At 43.7% G+C, this 21,962-nt stretch carries 27 protein-coding genes, 1 other RNA gene, 1 CRISPR repeat array and 1 other annotated feature; of the genes, 2 read left to right on the plus strand and 26 right to left on the minus strand.

What is annotated here, in order from left to right:
- Positions 1-3: 3 nt before the first annotated feature.
- The gene (locus FC83_RS11585) at positions 4-1,047 is read left to right on the plus strand and encodes an aldose epimerase family protein (RefSeq protein WP_035452772.1); all 1,044 of its coding nucleotides are present in this window, start codon (positions 4-6) and stop codon (positions 1,045-1,047) included.
- Between the two features lie 226 nt (positions 1,048-1,273).
- Here the strand turns inward: FC83_RS11585 and tsaD are convergent, their stop codons facing one another.
- The 4 genes from tsaD to mgsA all read right to left on the minus strand — a co-directional run bounded on the left by tsaD (position 1,274) and on the right by mgsA (position 4,095).
- Positions 1,274-2,317: a tRNA (adenosine(37)-N6)-threonylcarbamoyltransferase complex transferase subunit TsaD gene (gene tsaD, locus FC83_RS11590; protein ID WP_057002806.1), complete on the minus strand. Its 1,044-nt coding sequence runs from the start codon at positions 2,315-2,317 to the stop codon at positions 1,274-1,276.
- Positions 2,314-2,886 (minus strand): ribosomal protein S18-alanine N-acetyltransferase, encoded by a 573-nt coding sequence (gene rimI / locus FC83_RS11595; RefSeq protein WP_035452774.1) that lies wholly within the window; start codon positions 2,884-2,886, stop codon positions 2,314-2,316. Before rimI ends, tsaD begins: the two co-directional genes overlap by 4 nt.
- A complete protein-coding gene (tsaB, locus tag FC83_RS11600) occupies positions 2,870-3,601 on the minus strand; it encodes a tRNA (adenosine(37)-N6)-threonylcarbamoyltransferase complex dimerization subunit type 1 TsaB (RefSeq protein WP_035452776.1) in 732 nt (243 codons plus the stop codon). Before tsaB ends, rimI begins: the two co-directional genes overlap by 17 nt.
- Positions 3,602-3,672: 71 nt before the next feature.
- A complete protein-coding gene (gene mgsA, locus FC83_RS11605; RefSeq protein WP_035452778.1) occupies positions 3,673-4,095 on the minus strand; it encodes a methylglyoxal synthase in 423 nt (140 codons plus the stop codon).
- 126 nt (positions 4,096-4,221) lie between these two features.
- Here mgsA and FC83_RS11610 point away from each other — a divergent pair, with 126 nt between their 5' ends.
- Positions 4,222-5,202, plus strand: a complete 981-nt coding sequence (locus tag FC83_RS11610) for an asparaginase (protein WP_057002807.1) — start codon at positions 4,222-4,224, stop codon at positions 5,200-5,202.
- Positions 5,203-5,251: 49 nt separating this feature from the next.
- On the opposite strand, the gene FC83_RS11615 is transcribed toward FC83_RS11610, so the two are convergent.
- From FC83_RS11615 to cas2, 22 genes are all read right to left on the minus strand, one after another.
- Complete coding sequence (locus tag FC83_RS11615) at positions 5,252-6,010, minus strand: acyl-[acyl-carrier-protein] thioesterase (RefSeq protein WP_035452782.1); 759 nt, start codon at positions 6,008-6,010, stop codon at positions 5,252-5,254.
- Positions 6,011-6,029: 19 nt separating this feature from the next.
- Complete coding sequence (rsmI, locus tag FC83_RS11620; protein ID WP_035452784.1) at positions 6,030-6,887, minus strand: 16S rRNA (cytidine(1402)-2'-O)-methyltransferase; 858 nt, start codon at positions 6,885-6,887, stop codon at positions 6,030-6,032.
- Positions 6,888-6,899: 12 nt separating this feature from the next.
- A complete protein-coding gene (locus FC83_RS11625) occupies positions 6,900-7,277 on the minus strand; it encodes a DNA replication initiation control protein YabA (RefSeq protein WP_035452787.1) in 378 nt (125 codons plus the stop codon).
- Between the two features lie 27 nt (positions 7,278-7,304).
- On the minus strand, positions 7,305-8,102 hold the full coding sequence (locus FC83_RS17100) for a PSP1 domain-containing protein (RefSeq protein ID WP_035452790.1): 798 nt from the start codon (positions 8,100-8,102) through the stop codon (positions 7,305-7,307).
- 18 nt (positions 8,103-8,120) lie between these two features.
- Entirely contained in the window at positions 8,121-9,065 is a 945-nt protein-coding gene (holB, locus tag FC83_RS17105) for a DNA polymerase III subunit delta' (protein ID WP_235184277.1), read from the minus strand.
- A 38-nt stretch (positions 9,066-9,103) separates the two neighbouring features.
- Positions 9,104-9,433 (minus strand): cyclic-di-AMP receptor, encoded by a 330-nt coding sequence (locus FC83_RS11640; protein WP_035452796.1) that lies wholly within the window; start codon positions 9,431-9,433, stop codon positions 9,104-9,106.
- Positions 9,430-10,083 (minus strand): dTMP kinase, encoded by a 654-nt coding sequence (tmk, locus tag FC83_RS11645; RefSeq protein WP_035452799.1) that lies wholly within the window; start codon positions 10,081-10,083, stop codon positions 9,430-9,432. Before tmk ends, FC83_RS11640 begins: the two co-directional genes overlap by 4 nt.
- Positions 10,084-10,220: 137 nt before the next feature.
- Positions 10,221-10,460 carry a DUF2508 family protein gene (locus FC83_RS11650; protein ID WP_035452802.1) on the minus strand — a complete coding sequence of 80 codons (240 nt, stop codon included), beginning with the start codon at positions 10,458-10,460 and terminating at the stop codon, positions 10,221-10,223.
- Positions 10,461-10,470: 10 nt separating this feature from the next.
- Complete coding sequence (recR, locus tag FC83_RS11655) at positions 10,471-11,067, minus strand: recombination mediator RecR (protein ID WP_057002808.1); 597 nt, start codon at positions 11,065-11,067, stop codon at positions 10,471-10,473.
- A 30-nt stretch (positions 11,068-11,097) separates the two neighbouring features.
- On the minus strand, positions 11,098-11,409 hold the full coding sequence (locus FC83_RS11660) for a YbaB/EbfC family nucleoid-associated protein (RefSeq protein WP_035452805.1): 312 nt from the start codon (positions 11,407-11,409) through the stop codon (positions 11,098-11,100).
- Between the two features lie 21 nt (positions 11,410-11,430).
- Entirely contained in the window at positions 11,431-13,194 is a 1,764-nt protein-coding gene (gene dnaX, locus FC83_RS11665; RefSeq protein WP_035452806.1) for a DNA polymerase III subunit gamma/tau, read from the minus strand.
- A 133-nt stretch (positions 13,195-13,327) separates the two neighbouring features.
- An RNA gene (ffs, locus tag FC83_RS16945) (signal recognition particle sRNA small type) lies at positions 13,328-13,414 on the minus strand.
- 16 nt (positions 13,415-13,430) lie between these two features.
- Complete coding sequence (locus FC83_RS11670; protein WP_057002825.1) at positions 13,431-13,910, minus strand: nucleoside deaminase; 480 nt, start codon at positions 13,908-13,910, stop codon at positions 13,431-13,433.
- Between the two features lie 50 nt (positions 13,911-13,960).
- Positions 13,961-14,272, minus strand: coding sequence for a hypothetical protein (locus FC83_RS11675; RefSeq protein WP_035452808.1), 312 nt, complete (start codon positions 14,270-14,272; stop codon positions 13,961-13,963).
- A 75-nt stretch (positions 14,273-14,347) separates the two neighbouring features.
- Positions 14,348-14,947: a class I SAM-dependent methyltransferase gene (locus FC83_RS11680; RefSeq protein WP_035452810.1), complete on the minus strand. Its 600-nt coding sequence runs from the start codon at positions 14,945-14,947 to the stop codon at positions 14,348-14,350.
- A gap of 2 nt (positions 14,948-14,949) precedes the next feature.
- On the minus strand, positions 14,950-17,592 hold the full coding sequence (gene mprF, locus FC83_RS11685) for a bifunctional lysylphosphatidylglycerol flippase/synthetase MprF (protein ID WP_082622590.1): 2,643 nt from the start codon (positions 17,590-17,592) through the stop codon (positions 14,950-14,952).
- Positions 17,593-17,740: 148 nt separating this feature from the next.
- Entirely contained in the window at positions 17,741-18,112 is a 372-nt protein-coding gene (gene rplL / locus FC83_RS11690; protein WP_035452811.1) for a 50S ribosomal protein L7/L12, read from the minus strand.
- A gap of 52 nt (positions 18,113-18,164) precedes the next feature.
- A complete protein-coding gene (gene rplJ, locus FC83_RS11695) occupies positions 18,165-18,674 on the minus strand; it encodes a 50S ribosomal protein L10 (RefSeq protein ID WP_035452813.1) in 510 nt (169 codons plus the stop codon).
- Positions 18,675-18,705: 31 nt separating this feature from the next.
- Positions 18,706-18,822, minus strand: a sequence feature (ribosomal protein L10 leader region).
- A 54-nt stretch (positions 18,823-18,876) separates the two neighbouring features.
- The gene (locus FC83_RS11700) at positions 18,877-19,089 is read right to left on the minus strand and encodes a hypothetical protein (protein WP_035452816.1); all 213 of its coding nucleotides are present in this window, start codon (positions 19,087-19,089) and stop codon (positions 18,877-18,879) included.
- The gene (locus tag FC83_RS11705; protein WP_035452819.1) at positions 19,089-19,928 is read right to left on the minus strand and encodes a hypothetical protein; all 840 of its coding nucleotides are present in this window, start codon (positions 19,926-19,928) and stop codon (positions 19,089-19,091) included. Before FC83_RS11705 ends, FC83_RS11700 begins: the two co-directional genes overlap by 1 nt.
- Positions 19,929-20,306: 378 nt before the next feature.
- Positions 20,307-20,936: direct repeats of the CRISPR family, unit length 36 nt; unit sequence GCTCTTGAATCCATTGATCTGACATACTTCCAGAAC.
- Positions 20,937-20,961: 25 nt separating this feature from the next.
- Positions 20,962-21,657, minus strand: coding sequence for a type II-A CRISPR-associated protein Csn2 (gene csn2, locus FC83_RS11710; RefSeq protein ID WP_035453100.1), 696 nt, complete (start codon positions 21,655-21,657; stop codon positions 20,962-20,964).
- A complete protein-coding gene (gene cas2 / locus FC83_RS11715; protein ID WP_035453097.1) occupies positions 21,654-21,959 on the minus strand; it encodes a CRISPR-associated endonuclease Cas2 in 306 nt (101 codons plus the stop codon). The genes csn2 and cas2 overlap by 4 nt, the downstream gene beginning before the upstream one ends.
- Between the last annotated feature and the right edge of the window lie 3 nt (positions 21,960-21,962).

Genomic DNA, 21,962 nt, shown 5'->3' on the forward strand with positions numbered 1-21,962 from the left:
CATATGACACAAAATATTACGGCAACTGTCACCCCGTTTGAAACTTATGAAGGTCATGATATCTTTGAATATACCCTGACCAATGCCCACGGCGTTAGCCTGAGCACCTTAAACTATGGTGCTTTGATTTATAAGATCTTAGTGCCTACTAAAGCTGGTGGCTTTGATAACTTGGTCTTAAACTTCCCTAAGGCCCGCGACTATGCCCAAAGTCCCACTTACTTGTGCATGGCTGTAGGCCGGACTGCCGGTCGGATCAGCCAAGGGAAAGTGATCATTGATGGTAAAACCGTGCAACTGCCTACCAACGAAGGTCCCACGACTTTACATGGCGGCCCCCACGGTTTCTCTAAGGCTGTCTGGTCCGGCAGTATCATCACCCAAGCTGGTCAACCTGCCATCGCCTTCCACCGCTTGCAACAAGGAAGCGTCGATGGTTATCCTGGTGATTTAGATGTGTCCATTACTTATACGTTAAGTGCTGATGATACCATTACCATTACCTTTGCCGGCACAGCCACAGAAACTTCCTTGTTTAACCCCACCGTACACACTTACTTCAATTTGGGAACTAAAGACGATATTTTTGATCATGACCTGCAAGTGAACGCTAGCCAATATCTTGAATTAGATTCAGTTAACGCCCCTACTGGTAAATTCCTGGATGTGGCCAACACAGCCTTTGATTTCCAAAAGGGTGCCAATTTAGGTCAAGCCATTGACGCTTTGAAAGACACCCCGCACCAAGGTTTAGATGATTTATTTAAAGTGACGCCAAACACTACCATCGCCACTTTAAGTGATCCCACCAATGGCCGTTTTATAGACGTGACTTCTGATCGTAATGGCCTAGTAGTTTACACGGCCAATACCATGAATCCCGCTGAAAAATTTATTAAAACCAACGGTGTAGGTAAGCCTTATTTAGGCGTTGCCCTAGAAGCCCAAAACTTACCCGATACCACCAAGAATCCACAATTTGGGGATGAAACAATTCCAGCTGATGAAACCGTGACGCATACCATCAGTTATCAATTGCACTACTAGACAACAAAAACCAAACAAAAAAGGCTGAAATCCGAAATTGGATTTCAGCCTTTTTTGGTCATAGCCGCTTGGGGGACGACTACGACTGGGAGGAAGAAAAATGAAAAAGTCTTATTGAATTGAGGTGTCAAATAATGCGTCTTGGGAGGAAGTATTTATTTGACATCATTATAGTATCCAAAAAGTATGAAGAATATGTGATGGTTTTTTTACGAAATTGTCATTTTTATACTTCAACAGCTTCCCCATAGTCAAAGGACAAACTAGGATCCGCATTTAAATCTAGGCCAGCAAAGGGTTCCTTGCGAGCCAACATCACATGGGCAGCTGCGCCAATCATGGCCCCATTATCGCCACATAAACGCAGCGGTGGGAAGATCAATTCCGTGTCCAGCTGATTAGCCGTTAAAGCGGCCTTTAATTGTTCCCGCAGACCTAAATTAGCCGCCACGCCGCCAGCGACAATCAATTGTTGCACGGGAAATTTGGCCAGGGCTTCTAGGGTTTTGCCCACTAAAATATCGGTGCAACTAGCTTGAAAACTAGCGGCTAAATCATTGGCGTTCAAAGTTTCTTGCTTTTGATCCGCATGATGCACCGTATTGATAAAGGCACTCTTTAAACCACTAAAACTAAAGTCTAAGTTATGTTCTTGCAACATGGCTCTGGGAAAATTAAAGGTATCTTGGCCTTGGTGGGCCATTTCATCAATGGTTTTCCCAGCAGGATAAGGGACCCCTAAAACCCGGCCCACTTTGTCATAGGCTTCTCCCACAGCATCGTCTCTGGTATCCCCCACAATTTCGAATTCACCCGCGGCTTTCATGTAGACCAATTCCGTATGTCCCCCAGAAACCAACAAAGCTAACAAGGGATAATGTAATTCGGTCACAAAAGCGGCCGCATACATATGCCCAGCCATATGGTTCACGGGGATCAAGGGTAATTGGTGGGCATAAGCAATTGCTTTAGCCGCCGAAATACCAATCAATAATGCCCCTACTAACCCCGGGCCATAAGTGACGGCCACAGCTGTTAAATCCGAATAGGCTACTTGAGCCTGTTCTAAGGCCTCTTGGGCGCAAATCGTGATAGCTTCCACATGGTGGCGGCTGGCAATCTCTGGGACGACTCCGCCAAAGCGTTTATGGGAATTGATCTGGGTGGCAATAATATTACTCAAAATAATATGGCCATCTAAAACGACGGCCACACTAGTTTCATCACAACTTGATTCAATTGCTAAAATTAATTCTCTTGTTGAACTCAAAAATTATTCTCCTCTGGTGTTGAAAAATCTGCCGTTAAATCTAGCCGCATATCCATGGCATCGGCATGGTCCATCACATAATAACCCCGCTTCACTTTTCCATCCGTAAAGCCTAAGCTGTGATACAAATGCTTAGCGGGATCATTATTGGTCCGGACTTCTAAAGTCATGGCAAAGCTGCCAAAGGAACGCGCCATGTTGATCATATATTGCATCAAAAAACGCCCAATCCCTTGATTTTGATAGGCACTGGCGATGGCAATATTGGTGATGTGGCTTTCGTTTTTGGTAAACCAGCAGCCAATAAAACCCACTAGCCGACTGCCATCTCTTAAAACCAAATATAAGGATAAGTCGGTTTTACGTAACTCACTTAAAAAAGCCATGCGATCCCAGGGGGTTTCGCCAGCGTAAATACTACGTTCCAGCTCTAACATTTCGTCAATATCCGCATATTTGGCCCGATTTAAACTAAACTGACGGCCATCAAGTAGGATCATTTGGTCCTCAAACTCAATGGCAATGTCATGGCCATCACTGCGAAATAAAGATTTAAACTTCCTGAACATAAGGCCCATGTCCTTCACCTTCATGATCTTTTAGCCAGTTAACTTCTGCTTCCGTCTTTCTCAAATAGTTCGGGGTAAAACTATGAATATCTGCCACTGGATCAGCCTGCCAAGCTAGCATGGCTAAATTGGCAGCATGGGGTAAATCGTTAAAAGGTGTGGCAAATTCAGCTTGTTGCCCTAATGCCGCAAAAATCTGTTGCCGAAACGGTTTCACCGCCCCCATGAAAATTGCCGGTTGCCCTAAAGCCTTGATTTCAGCTAATAATTGGGTCAATGCCAAATGTTGATCTTGTAAAACATTTAATAATTGCTGTTCTTGCCCTAAAGCCCATTGATAAATACCCGCAAAAACATTGTCCCGCCGGGCATCCATAATGGGTACCAATAGTTTGGTACTGGGGGTGACATTGCTAGCTAAAACTTGGAGACTAGATAAGCCGACCAACGGCTTAGCCAACGTCCAAGCCAGCGTCTTAGCAGTGGTAACGCCAATGCGAATCCCCGTATAAGACCCCGGTCCCATAGCCACCGCAAAACGATCTATGTCGCCAATACTTAACCCACTGGCCTTTAATACTTGGTCAACAGCAGGCATCAGCGTCTCACTGTGGGTGAGTTTATGATTGGTTTCAAAGCTTGCCAAAACAGTTGTTTCATCCACCACCGCCACACTCAAAGGGCGGTTGGAGGTATCAATTGCTAATTCATACATATACTTAATCATCCAGACTTTATTTTCAAGGTTACCCCATAATTTATCACGAATCGCAGTTAATTAAAAGGTTAAAGGTTTATTGGTCGTTCTTTCATATCATCGACAATTTTACGCCAGTCTAAAAAGCCAGCTTTTACCCCCCGCAATAACATCTCAGCCGTACCAATATTGGTGGCCAGTGGAATCTCATAGACATCACTGAGGCGAATCAAGGCATTGACATCTGGTTCGTGGGGTTGAGCAGTCAGCGGATCTCTTAAGAAGATCACCAAATCAATGGCCCCCTCTGAGATCAAAGCCCCAATCTGCTGATCCCCACCCAGGGGCCCAGATTTCATCCGATGGATTTTTAAATCGGTCGCTGCCATGATCCGTTTACCGGTGGTCCCGGTAGCATATAATTCATGCTGTTTTAAAATCGGTTCATAAGCAGTGGCCAGCTTAACGATTAAATCCTTCTTGGCATCGTGGGCAATTAACGCAATCTTCATGACTTTGGCCTCCATAAAATATGTGATATCTATATTTTACATCAAAATGAGGGCTTTGTGTGGATTTAGCAGTTGGCAGCCTGGGTTTTGTTCTGTAGAATAACTAGAGAAAGGAAGCTTAACTTTATGAAAAAAATTCTAGCACTACATACTGGCGGCACGATCTCTATGTCCCAAAATACAGCTGGTGAAGTCTCTTTAAACAAGAGCAATCCCTTATTAGACGACAATTACGATCAATTATTTGACCATCAAATCAACCTGACCTCTGAGGAGATTTTTAACCTACCATCCCCCCACATGTCCATGCAGCGCATGCTCCAACTCCACGACCGAATTTTACAGGCCGAAGCTGCCGGCATTGATGGGGTCGTAGTGACCCACGGGACTGATACCCTGGAAGAAACAGCTTATTTCTTAGATCTAACCTTACCAGATACCATCCCCGTGGTGGTGACTGGTGCCATGCGTTCATCTAATGAAATTGGCTCTGATGGCCTGTATAACTTCATGAGTGCCGTTTGGACGGCAGCTTCCCCCCAATCTCGGGGCAAGGGCGTTTTAGTGGTGATGAACGACGAAGTCCATACCGCCCGCTACGTTACCAAAACCCATACCACCAATGTGTCCACCTTTAGAACCCCCACCTTTGGCCCCATTGGTTTAGTGGCGCAACATAAAGTCCAATTCTTCCAAGAATTGATCACCCAAGAAAATGTGGCCTTAGATCACGTGGTGGATCGGGTCTATCTGGTGAAAGCTTACGCCGGCATGGATGCCCAACTGCTAGAAGCCATTGCCAACCCCAACACCAACGGACTGGTTTTAGAAGCCTTAGGGGCCGGCAATATGCCCCCACAAACCCTGCCTGCCCTGCGGCAGATCTTGGACTTGGGTATTCCCGTGGTATTAGTCTCCCGTTGCTTTAACGGGGTGGCCCAAGCAGTTTATGAATACGAAGGCGGCGGGGTCCAATTGGAAAAAATGGGCATCATTTACTGCCGTGGCTTAAACGGCCCCAAAGCCCGCATCAAGTTATTAGTGGGCCTCAGTGCTGGTAAATCCCCAGCCGAAATTCGCCACTACTTAAGTGACGCTGTCTCTTAAATCCGCAAAAATCCGCCGTGAAGTCAGACTTGATTTCACGGCGGATTTTTTAGGCTTTTCGCAAGTGCCAATGGAGCTGACACTCGGTGTTTAATTCATCACCAGTTTTAATGGCATGAAAGGTGGTGATGCCAGTCCCCTCAGGATCTGGTTCTTGCAGCACATAACTTTCTGGCACACTGCCATAGTGGATTTCCCGTTCATAGCGAATATCCACGGTATCAATGACATACTTGGTCAAAAAGTCCATATCTAAAGTATCCAGCATCCAATCAAAATAATGCACGTTATTCACATGTTGATTGGCATCAATATCAAAATAGCGGACCCGATAAGGTTTATGAATCGCTTGGCTATAATCTTTTTGGGGAATGCGTAAAAATTTCTTAACGCCACGAACCTGAGGCGCCTGAATCTTTTTAACAATGTCGGGATTGACCCGCACCATTTTCCGGGTGGCAAAACTCATCATGACCCAACTGGATTTGATGTGGACCAATTCCTCACCCTGGGCATCTTTCAGGGCATAATCCCGATAGAAAAAGAATTGATTATAACTATCCGCCCAAGACGTCATGGTCACGGGTTCTTTGCTGACGGGAAAACGCTTGATATCAAAATGATACTGGGTGATGACCCAGCCCATGTTTAAGTCATGCATCATGGTATCCCCGGCACCAGTGGCATCTAATTGATCGTCAGCCACCGCTAACATGCCATTTAACATGGCGGAAAGATGCCACTCATTTAACGTATTCACTTCATAAAATGGCACTTTCTTATGCACTTCAAAAATTTGCCGTTCCATAACTCGCCTCATTTGGTCATCACAATTGATGAAAAATTTTGTAAATATCTTGTTTTTGACGGGCCGTTTCTTGGGCAATGGCTTTAATAGCCGCATTGGGCTTACTGCCTGCTGTGATCAAGTCGGCCACGGCTTGGCGAATTTCAGCATCCGTCAAGTCCGCAGGGGGCACCGCCGTTGGTTTGACCCCGGCCACTAAAATCACAAATTCACCTTTGATGGTCCGCTGGGCCATGGTTGCACTGACTTGTTCAATGGTGCCTCGAATAAACTCTTCATAACGCTTGGTCAACTCCCGGGCTAGCACCACTTGGCGTTCAGGCCCAAAAACGGTTGCCATATTGGCCAATGTTTTCAACAGCCGAAAGGGGCTTTCATAAAACATGGTCGTGGCCTCATTGGTACTAAGCTGTTGCAGGACTGCTTGTTGGGCTTTTGGTTTCCGCGGCAAAAAGCCCCAAAAATAAAAGGGTTGCGGCGTTAAACCTGAGGCGATCAATGCCGTTAGGGCCGCATTGGCCCCAGGTAGCGGCGTCACTTTGATACCAGCTTGAATACAAGCTTGAACCAATTCTTTGCCCGGGTCACTAATGGAGGGCATCCCCGCATCCGAAACCTGGGCAATGTCATCCCCCGCTTTTAACAAGGTCAAGAATTGGGGGATGCGGGCCATGGTATTATGTTCATGAAAAGATATTTGTTTAGTGGTGATCTCAAAATGATTCAATAACTTTTGCGTATTTCGGGTGTCTTCCGCCGCAATATAAGCCACTGATTTTAAGACCTGCACCGCCCTGAAGGTCATATCTGCTAAGTTACCAATTGGGGTGGGCACTAAATATAACGTACCGGTTGAAGCTGAAGTTAACTCTGACATGTGACAAAATCCTCATTTTCTATGATCATGATCCCCGTGTTCTCCAAAAATAACATCGAGACAAAAAGCACAGGCATCATTTTTCTCCCGACGAGAGCCATAAAAATAACGACAAACATGAAAACCCTCATTATACAATTTTTCCAAGTTTTGCCGGGATTTAGACAAGGTCTTCTCACCGCTTTGACTATCTGCACTGGCTGCAACAGGCGATGTGTCGGTGTCTAATTCTTGCAAATGGGCGCGCAAATGTTGGTTTTCAATTTTCAATTCGCTATTTTGTTCAAGGATATTTTCCAAGCTCTCTTTTAATTCATGGAGACTATTTAACTGATGTTCTTGAGCAGATTCAAGGTCTTGCAGTCGATCGTACAGATCTTTATCTTTCAAAATTACACCCCTTGATTAAAATATTCATTACACCTGTTTGACTTCATCGCTTGTATAATCCATGGGTACCGTATGGCCTTGTAATTGCACTTTGACGATATCTGACAAGAAGTTTAAACCGACGACCCGGCCGCGGCCTTCTTCCGTGACGACAGTATCGCCATAGTCTGGCAACTTAGCCTTTGCGGCTTCATAGACAGCATCCTCATATTGTAAACAACACATTAACCGCCCACACAGACCGGATATTTTAGTGGGATTTAAAGATAAGTTTTGATCCTTGGCCATTTTAATGGACACCGGTACAAACTCGCCTAAAAATGTACTGCAGCAAAGCTGACGGCCACAAGGCCCAATGCCCCCTAAAATCTTGGCTTCATCCCGCACACCAATTTGACGCAATTCGATCCGGGTTTTATAAATCGCCGCCAGATCCCGGACCAACTCCCGGAAGTCCACGCGTTTATCCGCTGTGAAATAAAAAATCAATTTCTGTCGATCTAAAGAATACTCTGAAGCGATCAATTTCATCTTTAAGTCATGCTTGTCGGATTTTTCCTGGGCGACTGCCAGCGCTGCATCAGCCTCAGTTTGATTATCCGCATCTAAGGCCAAATCAGCTGGGGTCGCCAAATGTTTAATTTTCAACACATTTACCGGAATATCTTCCGGGGCAATGTCGGCTTGGACCAGCGCGGTCACTTGCGCCAAAATTTGGGCGTGTCCGTATAAGACCACGACTTGATCATCTATATTAAAACGCTGTTCTGAAATACATAATTTGTTTGCACTATCACCATTGAATCTGATATGAAATAAATCCATTGTCTTCACCTCTAAGTTTTAGACCGCCAAAATTTTCAGCGTTAAAGCCTCTAAGACATTCTCAAAGCTCACATTGACACGTAATTGCTTTTGAATATCTAAAACAAGACTTAACTGTGTCATTAACTGTTGATCCGACAGATTCATCGCAGCCGTCACCAGCTTGTTCAAATCTGAATTTTCAATAGTTCTACTCTTATCATACCTGAGCACCAGCAAAAAATCATAAAAATTTATAATCATTTCAAAAGCTAATTGCTGATCAGCGGTATTTTTGGCATTGGCCACAACTTGGGTCTGCACCAGTACAAAGGCCTCAGAATCAGCTTGCAGAACTTTATGAAACCAATGTAAAACGCCCTTTAACAATTGGTTAAAACTATCCGTAACCAGCCACGTTTGGGCTTGTTGATAATCCCGGGTCAAGAGGCTCAATAATTGGGCATTTGCGGGGGTCATCCCTAGCGCCGTAAAGCGTTCAAATGCCGCCGTGGCTTTGATGCCGTGAAAATCAATGATTTGCATCCGGGAACGAATAGTGGGTAAGATCTGAGATTTAGCCGTGGTGGTCAAAATGATCAACGCATCACTGGCAGGCTCTTCCAGAAACTTCAATAAACTATTGCTGGCATTCACGGACATTTTTTCAGCCTCTTGAATAATGAACACCCGCTTGGCGCCTTCCATCCCGGTTTTATACAATTCATTTTTTAAGTAACGAATCGCTTCGACTTTAATGGTCTGCTTTTCTGGGGCGATCTGGATCACATCAGGATGATTACCGCTGATGATCCGCTGACACTCCGGACATTGGCCGCAGGGTTTGCCAGCCTGCAGATTTTGACAAAACAGGCGCAACGCCAACCACTGGGCTAATTCTTTTTTTCCAGTCCCTGGTGCCCCAGCAAATAAATACCCCTGGGCTAAATGTTGATTTTGAATGATGCCCTGAAATTGTTTCACTAATCGAGGCTGTAATTTTTCAATTAATAAACTCATGACTAGAAACGATGGAATTGTTCGACGGGCAAGACAAAGACCGTGGCCCCGCCCACTTGTACCTCAATCGGATAAGACATGGCCGAATCCCCGGTGACATCTACGTTCACCGGTGGTGCCATAAATTGTTCCCGGGCATGGGAAGTTTCCTTGATGATTTTTAACACTTCATCCACCCGTTCATCGTCTACCCCAATGATGAAAGTGGTATTGCCTGACTTCAAAAAGCCCCCGGTGGTGGATAACTTGGTGGCTTGTACATTAACATTAATAAATTCATTACTTAAGGTATTGGCATCTTTATCTTGGACAATCGCTAAAATTAATTTCATACTATCTCCTCCGTAAAGTCTTGCGGCCAGTGCTGTTGGATGGTGATAAAACAATTCGTCACCACTTCAGCTAAGGGCTTTGTGGCATCTATTTTAATAATACGTTGTGGATATTGGGCTTGCAAGTGTAAATAAGCTCCCCGCACCCGTTCATGAAAGGCTAAGGTTTCTTGATCTAAGCGATCATTTTGGTCCTGGCGAAACTGTTGAATACGTTTCAAACCAACTGCCACCGGGGCATCTAATAGAATCGTCAAATCCGGCGTCAAACCTTGGGTAGCAAATAAATTCAAGTCATAAACTGCCTGTTCTCCCACTTCGTGACCAGCCCCTTGATAAGCCACGGAGCTATCCACAAAGCGATCGGACACCACAATTTTATCAGCCGCTAAAGCGGGATTGACGACTTCTACCAGATGTTGGCGGCGAGCCGCCGCAAATAATAAGGCTTCGGTACGATGATCCATTTGCGTATTTTGGACATCTAACAAAACCTGGCGAATTTCTTCGGCGATTTTACTGCCACCGGGTTCTCTTGTTTCTAAAATTGGTCGCCTAGCAGCTTGTTGCAACCGGGGCATGAGTTGTTTTAATACCGATGTTTTCCCCACCCCATCGGGACCTTCAAATGTGATAAATATACCAGACATAGTCAACTTCCTTATTCTAAGCGTTAGGTCTATTTTACTTGAGAATGTCATTGGCTTCAATCAAAACCGCGTGGAAGTTGAAAATAGGGCTCCAGCAAAAGATCAATTTTGCTAGAACCCTATTGAATTGCCACACCTTAAAAGAACATATCTGGTGATATCCGTTGGCTCTTAATTTTACGAGCCCGGATTTGGCGATAGACGAAATCATATTTCGCTTTTTGCAATAAAAGCGTCACATCTGCTTCAGCGTGTTTATTAGCGGCTAAGATATCCGCTTCTTGGTAGGATAAAATCCCCTCGCGCAGGTAAAAAGCTAAATCCAACAACTTATTATCCGCTTGTTGTCTCAGTGTTGGTTTCTTTGCTCCAAACACAACCTATTCCTCACATTTCTTGCCGGCCTTCAACGGCTTTTAATAAGGTCATTTCATCGGCGTATTCAATGTCACTGCCCACAGATAACCCATGGGCTAGCCGGGTCACCCGAATACCAGCGGGTTTGATCAAGCGGGAAATATACATGGCCGTGGCTTCCCCTTCAGGGGTGGCATTAGTGGCCACGATCACTTCTTTAACGGGTGTTTTTTGTAGCCGCAGGATTAAAGATTTGATATTAATGTCATCTGGCCCCAAGCCCTCCATCGGGGATAAAACCCCATGGAGCACGTGGTAGAGGCCATGATAATCATTCATTTTTTCCAGGGCCATAACATCTTTTGGCTGTTCCACCACAATAATTGTACTTTGATCGCGATTTTTATCCCGACAAATATCGCAGGGATCATCTTCGGTGATATTCCCACAGATACTACAATAGTGCAGGTCGTTTTTAGCGGCCATGAGACTTTTGGCAAAATCACCCACGTCTTCTTTGGGCATGTCGATGGTATAAAATGCCAAACGGGTCGCGGTTTTACTGCCAATCCCAGGTAATTTCATATAGCTATCAATTAATTTCGCAATTGGTTCCGGATATTGCATAGTGTCCTCCTCACCAAGGTCGCAGGAGAATTATCTTGGCATCCCCTTGGTAAATTTACCCAGTTTTTCTTCGGTGGTCTTATCAACGTTAGCCAAGGCTTCATTGACAGCGGCAATCACTAAATCTTGCAGCATGTCGGGATCATCTGGATCCATGGCTTTGGGGTCAATTTGGAGATCCTTCATTTTCTTATCCCCAGTAAAAACGGCTTTGACCAAGCCATCTGGCGCACTGCCGGTAAATTCCATGACAGCTAATTCTTCTTGGGCCTTGCCCATTTCCTTTTGCATCTTTTGCATTTGTTTCATCATACTACCCATATTTCCTGGCATTCCACGCATTATTAAAAACTCCTTTATAATTTAGTCTTCTTTTATTTCCACCGCATCTTTGCCAAATAAAGCCACGGCTTTGGATGCAGCTGGTGATTGGGTTACTTTTGTTTCTGCTGGTTTGACGTCATTTGGCGCATCTTGATCCTTGGTGGCTGTCTTTAAGCGGTCAGTGGCCAAGTATTCCTTACGAATCACCGGCCAATCTTCTTGGGGCACCAACACAATATCGGCGGGGCTACCCAAGAGTTTATTCAAGCCCGTTTTTAATTCTCCTAAAAGTTCAGCATCGTTCATGACCTTTTCAAAAAATAACTGATAGTCAAAAGCCACGATTACCCCACTGTCGTTAGCGGCAACGGGGCGGGATACATTCATCACGGCCCGTTTGGTGATGGACAGCATGTTCATCAAATCTGGCCAAACCTCTTTATACCGATTTAAATCAGTCCGGGTAGCGGAATCCAAAATTGGATAGATTGCTGTTTTGTTCACCTTCACCTTGTGAGGCGCGGCCGTTTGACTGGCCCGTTTAGGCTTCGCCGGACCAGTGCCGTTTTGCGTCAAGGTTTGGACTTGTTGTTGCAGCGTCTGCAGCTGATTTTCCAAATTGGCGATTGTTTTGGCTTCAGGGCCATTATCGGCAGCTGGTGCAGCCGTTGACGTAGGCTGAGTGTCCGCTACACGCGCAGCTTTAGGTGCGACGGTATTAGGCACATTCGCCAATTTGATCAACAATACCTCTAAGTAGATATCTGGATGATTCGTATAACGCAATTGTTGTTGTACATCGTTTAAAATATCGATCATTTGGTAGAGCTGATTAGGCATAAAGGCCTGACTTAACTTTTTAAAAGTTTCGGTGACCTGGGTCAGCTCCACTTGTTCAATCAACGTGGGGGCTTTGGCATAAACTAAAAGATTGCGGCAATAGCTAATCAAATCCTCAATGAAACGTTGTTCATCTTTACCTTCAGTCAAGATTTGCTGCAGCATCTCCAAAGCTTTGCCAGTGGCTTGTGCTTGGATATAGGTCATTAAAGTATCGATTTGCGTCTGGGCTAAATCCCCCGTAACGTCTAATACATTGTCCACAGTGAGCTTATTGTCACTAAAAGACAAGACCTGATCCAAAATACTCAAAGCATCCCGCATGCCGCCTTCACTGGCCTTAGCCACCAACTTCAAAGCATCTGGGTCAAACTCAATTTGCTTTGTTTTTAAGATATAGGCCATCCGTTCATAGCTATCTTGCGCGGTGATCCGTTTAAAATCAAAGCGCTGGGTTCTAGAGATGATCGTGGCCGGGATTTTGTAGGGCTCCGTAGTGGCTAAAATGAACACCACATTGGCCGGCGGCTCTTCTAAGGTCTTTAACAAGGCATTAAAAGCACCGGTGGATAACATGTGGACTTCGTCAATGATATAGATCTTGTATGGGGCGGAAGTGGGCGCATATTTAGCTTTGTCCCGAATATTGCGAATTTCTTCCACGCCATTGTTAGAAGCCGCATCAATTTCGATCACGTCATTTAACGTCCCGGCGGTAATGGCCTTACAAGTGGCACATTCATTACAAGGTTCCCCATCTTTTTGATTGGGACAGTTGATAGCCTTGGCAAAAATCTTGGCCATGGAAGTCTTCCCAGTCCCCCGAGGTCCAGCGAACAAATAAGCATGACTGGTCTTTTTAGCCACGATGGCGTTTTTCAAAGTTCTAGTAATCATCTGCTGCCCAACGATCTCATCAAAACGCTGAGGGCGCCAAACACGATATAAGGCTTGATAACTCACAAATCTCAGCTCCCTTTTGAAGTTATCTGCTGGGCTTGATCCCATTGATCAAACTCACTTAAAATAATTAAAACCATTAAAAAAATGGAACTGAAGGCAATACTTGCTTTAATCAGTCCCAATTGAATTTTATATAAACATAAGACACATGTCTCAACATACTTAGTGCTGCTTCCTTCCGGACCTGACACGATTCGTAAGTGAAGCATTGTCTCATGGCCTTTCGGCAATAAAAATTATAACTCATTTTGAGCTGAATTGCTAGCCTTAGCCCGTAACTTTTTTTGCCGGCGGATTTCCCGAAAGAATTCTGTCAGTAATGCCCCGGTCTTGGCTTGGGCCACACCGCCGATAACTTGGGGATGGTGGTTGAGTTTTTCAAGGCTAAAAACATCTACCACACTGCCCGCCGCGCCAGCCTTAGGATCATAAGCACCAAAATACACGCTATCTAAACGGCTGTTGATGATCGCCCCAGCACACATGACACAGGGTTCTAGCGTCACAAATAAATCCATGCCTGTTAACCGCCAAGAGCCCTTGGCAGCACAGGCTTGTTGAATCGCTAAAATTTCCGCATGGGCCGTGGCACTTTGATCCAGTTCCCGGTGATTAAAGGCCTGGACGATAATTTGACCATGATCCACAATAATCGCCCCAATGGGGACTTCATCTAACGCCGCTGCTTGCTTGGCACAGGCGATGGCCTGATCCATGTAATAAGCCACTGCTGTCGGATCTGTGATGATAATGGACTCCTCCAATCCTATTTTGCTTGGATGGCGGCTTGAAATTCACTAATATGGGCGGTATTGATCAAATTTTTGCCACCCTTTAAATCAGCCATTTTCGTTAAAATAGCCGCAAGTTTGTGAATATCTTCAGTTGATAATTGTTCCACAATGTTTAAAAAACGTTGACTGTCAGTTAAATTTACCCTAATGAATTGTTTTACTTTTAACTTATCGTGGGTGTTTTCAATTTGCTGTAAGAACTGTTTTGAACTCAAAAAAGCTACACTGCTGCTCACGGCTAAAGCCGCTACAGCTCGCAAAAAAAAGCCTTTTGAACGCTTCATAAAACTACCTCCAGATGAATCATCTTCGTCTAGTTTATCATAAAAGCGTTTTTAAAAGCTAATTTTGAAAGTATTCTAATTTTGACTCCGTAAAATGTAATACCCCTTATCCCGTTGGATAATGTCACAATTGCCAAAAGTAGCCTGCATTAATTTCTTAGCACTAGGCGCCCCTTGCTTCTTTTGTAATACGGCAAATAACTGCCCCCCTGGGACCAAGTGGGCCGAGGCCGTGGTCAACATATCATTGACGACTTGTTTGCCAGCGCGAATCGGCGGGTTGGTCCAGATTCCAGCGAATTGCTGATCCAGCTTAGTATAACCTGCGGATTCAATCACTTGCACATTGGTAAGTTGATTATCTTGGGCATTCTTTTGGGCCAGCGCTAAGGCCCGCTCATTCACATCTGACAGCACAATTTGCCGCTTAGGAAATTGGGCGGCTAGGGTTAACCCAATGGGGCCATAGCCACAGCCCAGGTCTAATAATGGCCCCGCCACTAGCTTTTGTGCTGGAATAGTCCCAATGAGCACTCTTGAACCGTAATCCACTGTCCGCTTGGAAAAAACGCCGTTATCCGTGGTGAATTTCAAAGTGTGCCCCAGGAGCTCAAAGGAGAATTGTTGTTGATCACTGGCCACTTCCGGGTTTTGGGAATAATAATACTCTGTCATAGTTAACCTCGATTTGATTCTTGTTTTTGTTCGGCACGCTTTTGGGCCTCACGTTTGTGAAAATTCAACATCATACTTGGTTTCATAATTGGTGATTGGAAATCGGCTGGATCAATGCGCTTGTTCACCACTAATAAAATCTGCAACATGGTGAAAATTAAGGAACTGCTTCTAGGGTAAACAATATAGCGGGATACCCAGCGAGTCACATACTTATTTTTATAAGAGCGCAGGCCTTCAAAACTAAAGAAGCGATAGCCATATTGATAAATTAAATGGGCCACCCGCTCCCCTAAAAAGGCGTGCTTGTAAATCCCCACATTCGCTAAAGGTGCCATCCCCATATTAAAGTAATGGTAGCCGTCGTCACGGACTTGATAGAACAAGTTGATAAAGATCTCGTCCATGATCCCTGAAGGGGCCTCTTGGCTGTGGCGCATCAAATCAATACTAGTGATTTCGTGATCGCCGGTGGGCATTAAATTGGCAAAAGCTACCAATTTGCCGTCTTTGTCTCGAATCACGGCAATGGGGGTTTGTTCCAGGTAATACCGGTCAAAAAAGCCTAAGGAGAACCCTTTTTCCGCCTTACCGGCCAACCAACTATCGGAAATGGCTTTTAACTGCTGGAAATCCTCGTCTGAAAATGGCGGTTCCAACATGCCAAAAGTATAACCCTCCCGCTTAAAGCGATTCATCAACGCCCGCTGGCCCTTATGTTTATTACCGGAGATATTAAAGTTAGGCAGGGCCACAAAGCCCTCTTCGCCAAACTTGATAAAATCATACCCATATTCGTGCATGATCATGGTGAAATTATCCGAAACTTCATAAAAGACGATCTGTAAGTCCTGTTGATCCGCATCTTTAATAAAAGCCGTAATGGCTTCATGAAGATAAGTTTGATTGCCCACGGGTTCACCCATGACAATCAGTTTATCCGCATTTTTCCGGTATAAGAAAAATAATTGATCTTCCCCATCCACGGTGTAATAATAAATGGCTTTATCCCGTGAATAAGCTAAGTGGCTGACTTCATTGCCCCCAAAGGTATCGATGACCGTGGCTACCCGTTTGGCATCAAAGCCGGCATTTAAATCTTTGCCCCCACGACTCAAGTATTCTTGAATCAAGACTAAGATCAAGGCCGCTAAAAATACCAAGATCAAACCGGTGAACCAAATTCGCTCCGAAGGAAACAATAACGCATCCGGCACTGGCCGACGGTGATGAATTCGCGGCGAATTCATGAAACCAACAATGGCATACAGGATAAAGGTCAAGACATAAACGGTACTGTCAAATAACCGACCACCCCAAGAAATTTCCAATTTGTCCCGATAGAGTTCCCCCTTGGTAAAGAACATGGCCAAAAGGACCAGGATGAAAATAACAAACAAAGTGGTGCTGGCGTCCCGTAAGAAGACATTGACGATGGCCACCACTAACAAGATCATTGTGGGCCAATAAGCCTTTTTCACCCGATTGGCTACCCCTCGGGCTAACCCAATCAACATGAAAGCCACAATAATATTGTAGGTCCGATCAATAAAGGCTAGGGCATAAGGATAAAGTCCGCCGATGACCCGGCTGGTGCGAATCCAGTTAGGAACGGTAGCCGCTAGTAACATCATAATAGCTGCGGCATATAAGAAAAAGACAATAAATGTATGGGACAAGCGTTGTAGGAATTGCTTGGGGATATCGTCTAAGTACTTATTAAACTTCGCGCCGGTATCATGGATGAAAAAGCAAGCTCCGATGGCAAAGGGAATCAGATAATAGAATATCCGATAAAATAACAACCACACCACGGCCACACTACTATCGATTCCGGCTGCTGGTAAGCCCAGAAGCATCATGGCATCAAAACTGCCTAAGCCCCCAGGGACCATGGAAACGACCCCAACCACGTTAGCAATCATGAACAATGGAAAAACGGCGGCTAAGTCCCGAATGCCCAAGAAATAGCCAATGACTAAAAAGAAACCTCCGGCAAAAGCCCATTCAAAAAAGGAGCCTAGGGTTAGCCGCAGTTCTTTGCGCAGGTTTAAACCCTCAAAAAACTCTGATTCTCTAAAGTGGGTAAAGGCTAATAAGAGTGGCGTGTATAAAGAACCCCCAACTAACCAGATCCAGTAATTACTAAATTCTCGGCCAATATTAAATCCAAAGATCAAAACTAAGGAAACAATACTTAAAATCGACAAACCCGACAATAAGAATAAGGCGATCTTAGAGATTGCATAGATAATTTCCTTACGAGTGGCATGCTTGCCATAAAAATTGGCCCGTAACGTCGCCCCCAATACCCCACCAGAACCAATCAAGTTATTAAAGGTATTGACCGTCCAGCCCGCCATGAGAATTTGTTTGGTGGGAGTGCGTTCTGGTAAGAAATCTTGAATTTCAAAATCGTAATTCAGCATGGGCGTGACCGCAATCAAACCCAAAACGGTCATCAGTAAAATCGATAATGGACTTTGACTGTGGAGGCTCTCGGATAGTTTGCGCTGATCAATGCCTTGGAGAATTCGGCCAATGGCGATAATGACAAAGGTCAGGACCGAAAGAATGAAAATTGCTTTTAGAATATTTTTGTGTTTTGACACGAATGCCATTATTTTTTTAAATAGCGCCTTCACAAGTGTTTTCCTCCCCAAAATTGTTACTTTCCATTATACATGATTATTTGCGGAATCCATACGGAATTGACCACCTTGCAAAACTGTTAGTAAATGCAAAAAAGGAGCTGGAAAATAAATTCCAGCTCCTTAAAGTCAAATGAATGAACTATTTCAAAGTAACTGTTGCGCCAACAGCTTCTAATTGTTCCTTCAACTTGTCAGCATCATCTTTAGAAAGACCTTCTTTGATGATTGAAGGTGCGCTATCAACTAAGCCCTTAGCATCTTTCAAGCCAAGTTCAGTGATTGTACGTACTTCTTTGATAACTTTAACTTTTTCTTGACCTGCTTCTGTTAATTCAACATCGAATTCAGATTTTTCAGCAGCACCAGCGTCGCCGCCAGCAGCACCTGCAGCAGCAACTGGAGCTGCAGCAGAAACACCAAATTCTTCTTCAATAGCTTTAACTAAGTCGCTTAATTCTAAGACAGAAGCGTCTTTTAATTGATCGACAATTGCATTTACATCTAATGCCATGTTTTGTATCCTCCATTTATAGGTCCGAGTTTTTTAGTAAAATCTTAAATCATTAAGCAGCGGGTTCGTCGCCTTTGCTGTCAGCAATAGCTTTAACAGCGTAAGCCACGTTGCGAACTGGTGCTTGTAATACAGAAAGTAACATAGATAGCAAGCCTTCGCGACTTGGTAACTTGGATAATTGATCGATTTGTTCTAATGAAGCTACTTTACCTTCGATCATACCACCTTTAATTTCCAAAGCATCGATGTCTTTGGCAAATTTAGCGATGATCCGTGCAGGTGCAACAACATCTTCATAAGAAAAGGCAATTGCAGTAGGTCCAGTAAATGTTTCATCCAAACCTTCGTAGCCAGCTTTGTCAGCAGCACGACGCAAGTAAGTGTTTTTGATGACTTCTAAGTCAACACCTTCCGCACGTAGTTGTGCCCGTAATTCAGTAGCTTGTTCAACAGTTAAACCTAAATAGTCGACAACGACGATAGACTTAGACTTGCCAAATTTTTCTACTAATTCATCAACAGCAGCAGCTTTTTTTGCAATAACTTGTGCATTAGCCAATTGAGTTTCACCTCCGTATAATTTTTTGGCATCGGAGTATAAAAAAACTCCATGCCATAAGACATAGAGAAATTACTTAACGTGTTTCCTCGGCAGGATATTGAGACATTAATGTCACCTGAGTCTTAGGCAATAAAACAACCGAGACTCATCATATCATGGGTGGCCGTTGGCGTCAATCTTTTTTTAGAATTCAGTTAATTTACATGGTGGCAAAGACCTTGGGCCATTTGCGCCGGGCAAAAGCATTCAGGCGCATCTCAAGCCAAATACCAATGAAACCGGCGATCATCGCCACTAAAGTGCTATGGTGGACGGCCATATAGGTCCAGTGTTGATCCACAAAGGCACAGATCACCACAATACTGCCTTTGATAAGCCAATACCCACAGAATAATCTAATGATAAAGCCCATTATAAGCCGCCCCCTAACCCGTTACTATTGTTGTTTTTATCCATAATTTGGCCGATAACATAGCCTTCAAAAAAGCCGTCATCGTAATGTTCGTTTGGTCCAGGCCCGGCGGAAGAGCTATCATCCTTATTACGGATCAAGAACTTGATAAGGATAATAATGATCCAGACAAAAATCATCCAGTTTTTGGCACTGTTAATAAAGTCCCAATTGTATTCAGAGTTAGCCCCCTGGTTAATGTAACTCTTTTGGGTGAATGTCTTGGTCCGATCAACCCACTTCATCAGATTGCTAGCTGAAGTATCCGTGTTGGATAACCGGCCAAATAGATACCACTCCTGAAAGTCAAAAATAGCGCCGTTAGAATCGATTCGAATCTCAAAGTGACCATGGGTTGGAAAGACATAAATAAACATAATCTGGGGTCCAAATAAATTTTCCCCGGTTTTAGGGTTCATCACAGCATGACGACCAGTGTCATCCAGCGGCAGCTCCCCGGTCAATAACTTATCGCTGTCCCCATTCAGCACAACGTAGGGTAATTCGCTGGATAGGTGATCGGATATATCGGTGAAACCCTCCTGAGGTTTCTTGGCAAAGGTATAAACAAAAATTTGATAATTTTGGTTATAAGGATCAAAGTAACTAGCTTTCAAAAAGTCCGCATTGATATCGTGAATGCGATCAATGTCTGATTGGCTCAGCAGCCCCAAGTCATCTTGCACTTGGTAATCCACGTATGGATCACTGTACGCCTTTACCGGCGTTGGTTTCGTAAAACAAACGCTTAATAATCCGATAAACGCAATGATAAACAACCATCCCCGCTGCTTCTTCAAACCCTCATCTCCCAATGATTGGTGCTTCGTTTCTTTTTATCATAGCATAATTTTAATCTTAAATAGTCATAAATACACAAATATGTACATTGAAATCTACGGCAAACAAAAAGCGCAGCCCAAAAGCCACGCTAAATAAAACCATCCGATTTTGAATCTATTGATCCGACATATATCCAGAACATCAGGAGACAAATTTTAAATAAATTTATCTAAAACTCACATATAATCTGGCGTAATTGCATGAATGCAACGATAGAACTATATCTCCTAATTAAGGGGTTGTCAAACTAGTTTTAATCGTTAATATTAAATCTAAAAGTTATTAATTTGACATACATCCAGAACCATATATAAGAATATGTGAATTGAGTTAACGTACTTGAATCTATTGATCTGACATACTTTCAGAACCCAGAATATCAGGAGACAATGTTTATAATCGTTCATGAATCCCTTGATCTGACATACTTCCAGAACCACTACGGTGACCCAATAACTGTTGAATATGCTCTTGAATCCATTGATCTGACATACTTCCAGAACTCATCTGTATCCTCCTAAATTTGTGATATAGCTCTTGAATCCATTGATCTGACATACTTCCAGAACCGGCGATATAGTTAAAATTTTTATTGCTTAGCTCTTGAATCCATTGATCTGACATACTTCCAGAACGGTAAGGTTTCCCAACTTGGATTTCAGTATGCTCTTGAATCCATTGATCTGACATACTTCCAGAACAGGATGACGAATTGAATTCCACGATGTCTGGCTCTTGAATCCATTGATCTGACATACTTCCAGAACATATTAGGTTTTTCATATAGAAAGGATTAGGCTCTTGAATCCATTGATCTGACATACTTCCAGAACCTTAAGCTGTTTCCTTTTCGAATTTTTTGTGCTCTTGAATCCATTGATCTGACATACTTCCAGAACGTGCTTCAGCTTGCAAGTTAACCACTTTAAGCTCTTGAATCCATTGATCTGACATACTTCCAGAACGGAAAGAATGTTCGTATCCTGCCAATTAAATCATGGGTCTGTTCTCATCAAAGGCCACGAAATCAGCATCGATATAAATCATCTTCACGCCCCCCATAAGCTTGTATGTCAGATATTCATCGCGAGCTTTCTCGAAGAAAACAATTGAACGTTGCTGAGTCATCACTTCAGCAGCTATGGTTCTCAATTGCGCTAAATCTAAATAATTCATTGGGTTCGAAAAGATGGGCAAGCGTTTGTCGTTCAATTGCCCCATCACTTCAAGTACTGAGTTAATTATATCATACGGTGTTGTCACATTAACAGTATCCACACTAGGTTCAAGATATTTAATCAAGCGGTCAACGGCCCAATCTTGGTTCAATTGAATGGGCAAATTCCCAGTAAAAATTACATCCGTTACAGCAGCCTTGATCTGCGAATCTAATCGATAAAGTTGCTGCAAACTTTGCTCATCCAAATGAGCCAACAAGATTTTATAAATTTGCCGTTTAAAAATATCATTCAAGTCAATATTGCTACCCAAATCACCGATAAAAAGACTATCTTTTAATGGATGCAAAATTTTACCGTCCGAACTAAACACAAAATTGTCCACGTTCTCTACTTGCCAGAATCTTTGCAAATCCCAAAGCAATTGAGAATTTGCAACATGAATAAAAGTGATACCTGCTTCTAAGAAATCTAGCTTTTGCACGCCATTTATTGTCAGACTTCTCATATGACCACCAAAGTATCATCCGTATTACGAATATCATCAATCGCCGTCCCCACCAAAAAACGCATAGAGCTGTACTGCTTTTCAGTTACCATCAAGGTTTGAACAATGCCAGCCGGCGGGGCAATAGTGGCCAGGCGATTTTCAAGTAATTGAGCCGACTGCTTATTTGTGGTAATCCGCACATAAATTGATTCTTGAATCATCAGGAAGCCTTCATTGATCAATGCCTTGCGAAAACTGCGATAATTACGTCGATCCGTCGGCGTTAAAGTTGGCAAATCAAACATCACTAATAATCTCATCAC

The sequence above is a fragment of the Agrilactobacillus composti DSM 18527 = JCM 14202 genome, assembly GCF_001436375.1.
Taxonomy (GTDB): Bacteria; Bacillota; Bacilli; order Lactobacillales; family Lactobacillaceae; genus Agrilactobacillus; species Agrilactobacillus composti.

Excerpts from the sequence above, each read along its gene's own strand:
- rplL (WP_035452811.1), bottom strand. The coding sequence starts at position 18,112 with ATGGCATTAGATGTAAATGCAATTGTCGATCAATTAAAAGACGCTTCT.
- FC83_RS11700 (WP_035452816.1), bottom strand. The coding sequence starts at position 19,089 with ATGGGCTTTATCATTAGATTATTCTGTGGGTATTGGCTTATCAAAGGC.
- FC83_RS11660 (WP_035452805.1), bottom strand. The coding sequence starts at position 11,409 with ATGCGTGGAATGCCAGGAAATATGGGTAGTATGATGAAACAAATGCAA.
- FC83_RS11640 (WP_035452796.1), bottom strand. The coding sequence starts at position 9,433 with ATGAAATTAATTTTAGCGATTGTCCAAGATAAAGATGCCAATACCTTA.
- tsaB (WP_035452776.1), bottom strand. The coding sequence starts at position 3,601 with ATGTATGAATTAGCAATTGATACCTCCAACCGCCCTTTGAGTGTGGCG.
- FC83_RS11670 (WP_057002825.1), bottom strand. The coding sequence starts at position 13,910 with ATGGATCAGGCCATCGCCTGTGCCAAGCAAGCAGCGGCGTTAGATGAA.
- recR (WP_057002808.1), bottom strand. The coding sequence starts at position 11,067 with ATGCAATATCCGGAACCAATTGCGAAATTAATTGATAGCTATATGAAA.
- mgsA (WP_035452778.1), bottom strand. The coding sequence starts at position 4,095 with ATGAAGATTGCGTTAATTGCCCACGATGCCAAGAAGGATTTAATCGTT.
- FC83_RS11610 (WP_057002807.1), top strand. The coding sequence starts at position 4,222 with ATGAAAAAAATTCTAGCACTACATACTGGCGGCACGATCTCTATGTCC.
- rimI (WP_035452774.1), bottom strand. The coding sequence starts at position 2,886 with ATGTTCAGGAAGTTTAAATCTTTATTTCGCAGTGATGGCCATGACATT.
- FC83_RS17100 (WP_035452790.1), bottom strand. The coding sequence starts at position 8,102 with ATGGATTTATTTCATATCAGATTCAATGGTGATAGTGCAAACAAATTA.
- FC83_RS11585 (WP_035452772.1), top strand. The coding sequence starts at position 4 with ATGACACAAAATATTACGGCAACTGTCACCCCGTTTGAAACTTATGAA.
- FC83_RS11680 (WP_035452810.1), bottom strand. The coding sequence starts at position 14,947 with ATGACAGAGTATTATTATTCCCAAAACCCGGAAGTGGCCAGTGATCAA.
- csn2 (WP_035453100.1), bottom strand. The coding sequence starts at position 21,657 with ATGAGAAGTCTGACAATAAATGGCGTGCAAAAGCTAGATTTCTTAGAA.
- FC83_RS11615 (WP_035452782.1), bottom strand. The coding sequence starts at position 6,010 with ATGGAACGGCAAATTTTTGAAGTGCATAAGAAAGTGCCATTTTATGAA.
- cas2 (WP_035453097.1), bottom strand. The coding sequence starts at position 21,959 with ATGAGATTATTAGTGATGTTTGATTTGCCAACTTTAACGCCGACGGAT.
- FC83_RS11675 (WP_035452808.1), bottom strand. The coding sequence starts at position 14,272 with ATGAAGCGTTCAAAAGGCTTTTTTTTGCGAGCTGTAGCGGCTTTAGCC.
- tmk (WP_035452799.1), bottom strand. The coding sequence starts at position 10,083 with ATGTCTGGTATATTTATCACATTTGAAGGTCCCGATGGGGTGGGGAAA.
- rsmI (WP_035452784.1), bottom strand. The coding sequence starts at position 6,887 with ATGTCAGAGTTAACTTCAGCTTCAACCGGTACGTTATATTTAGTGCCC.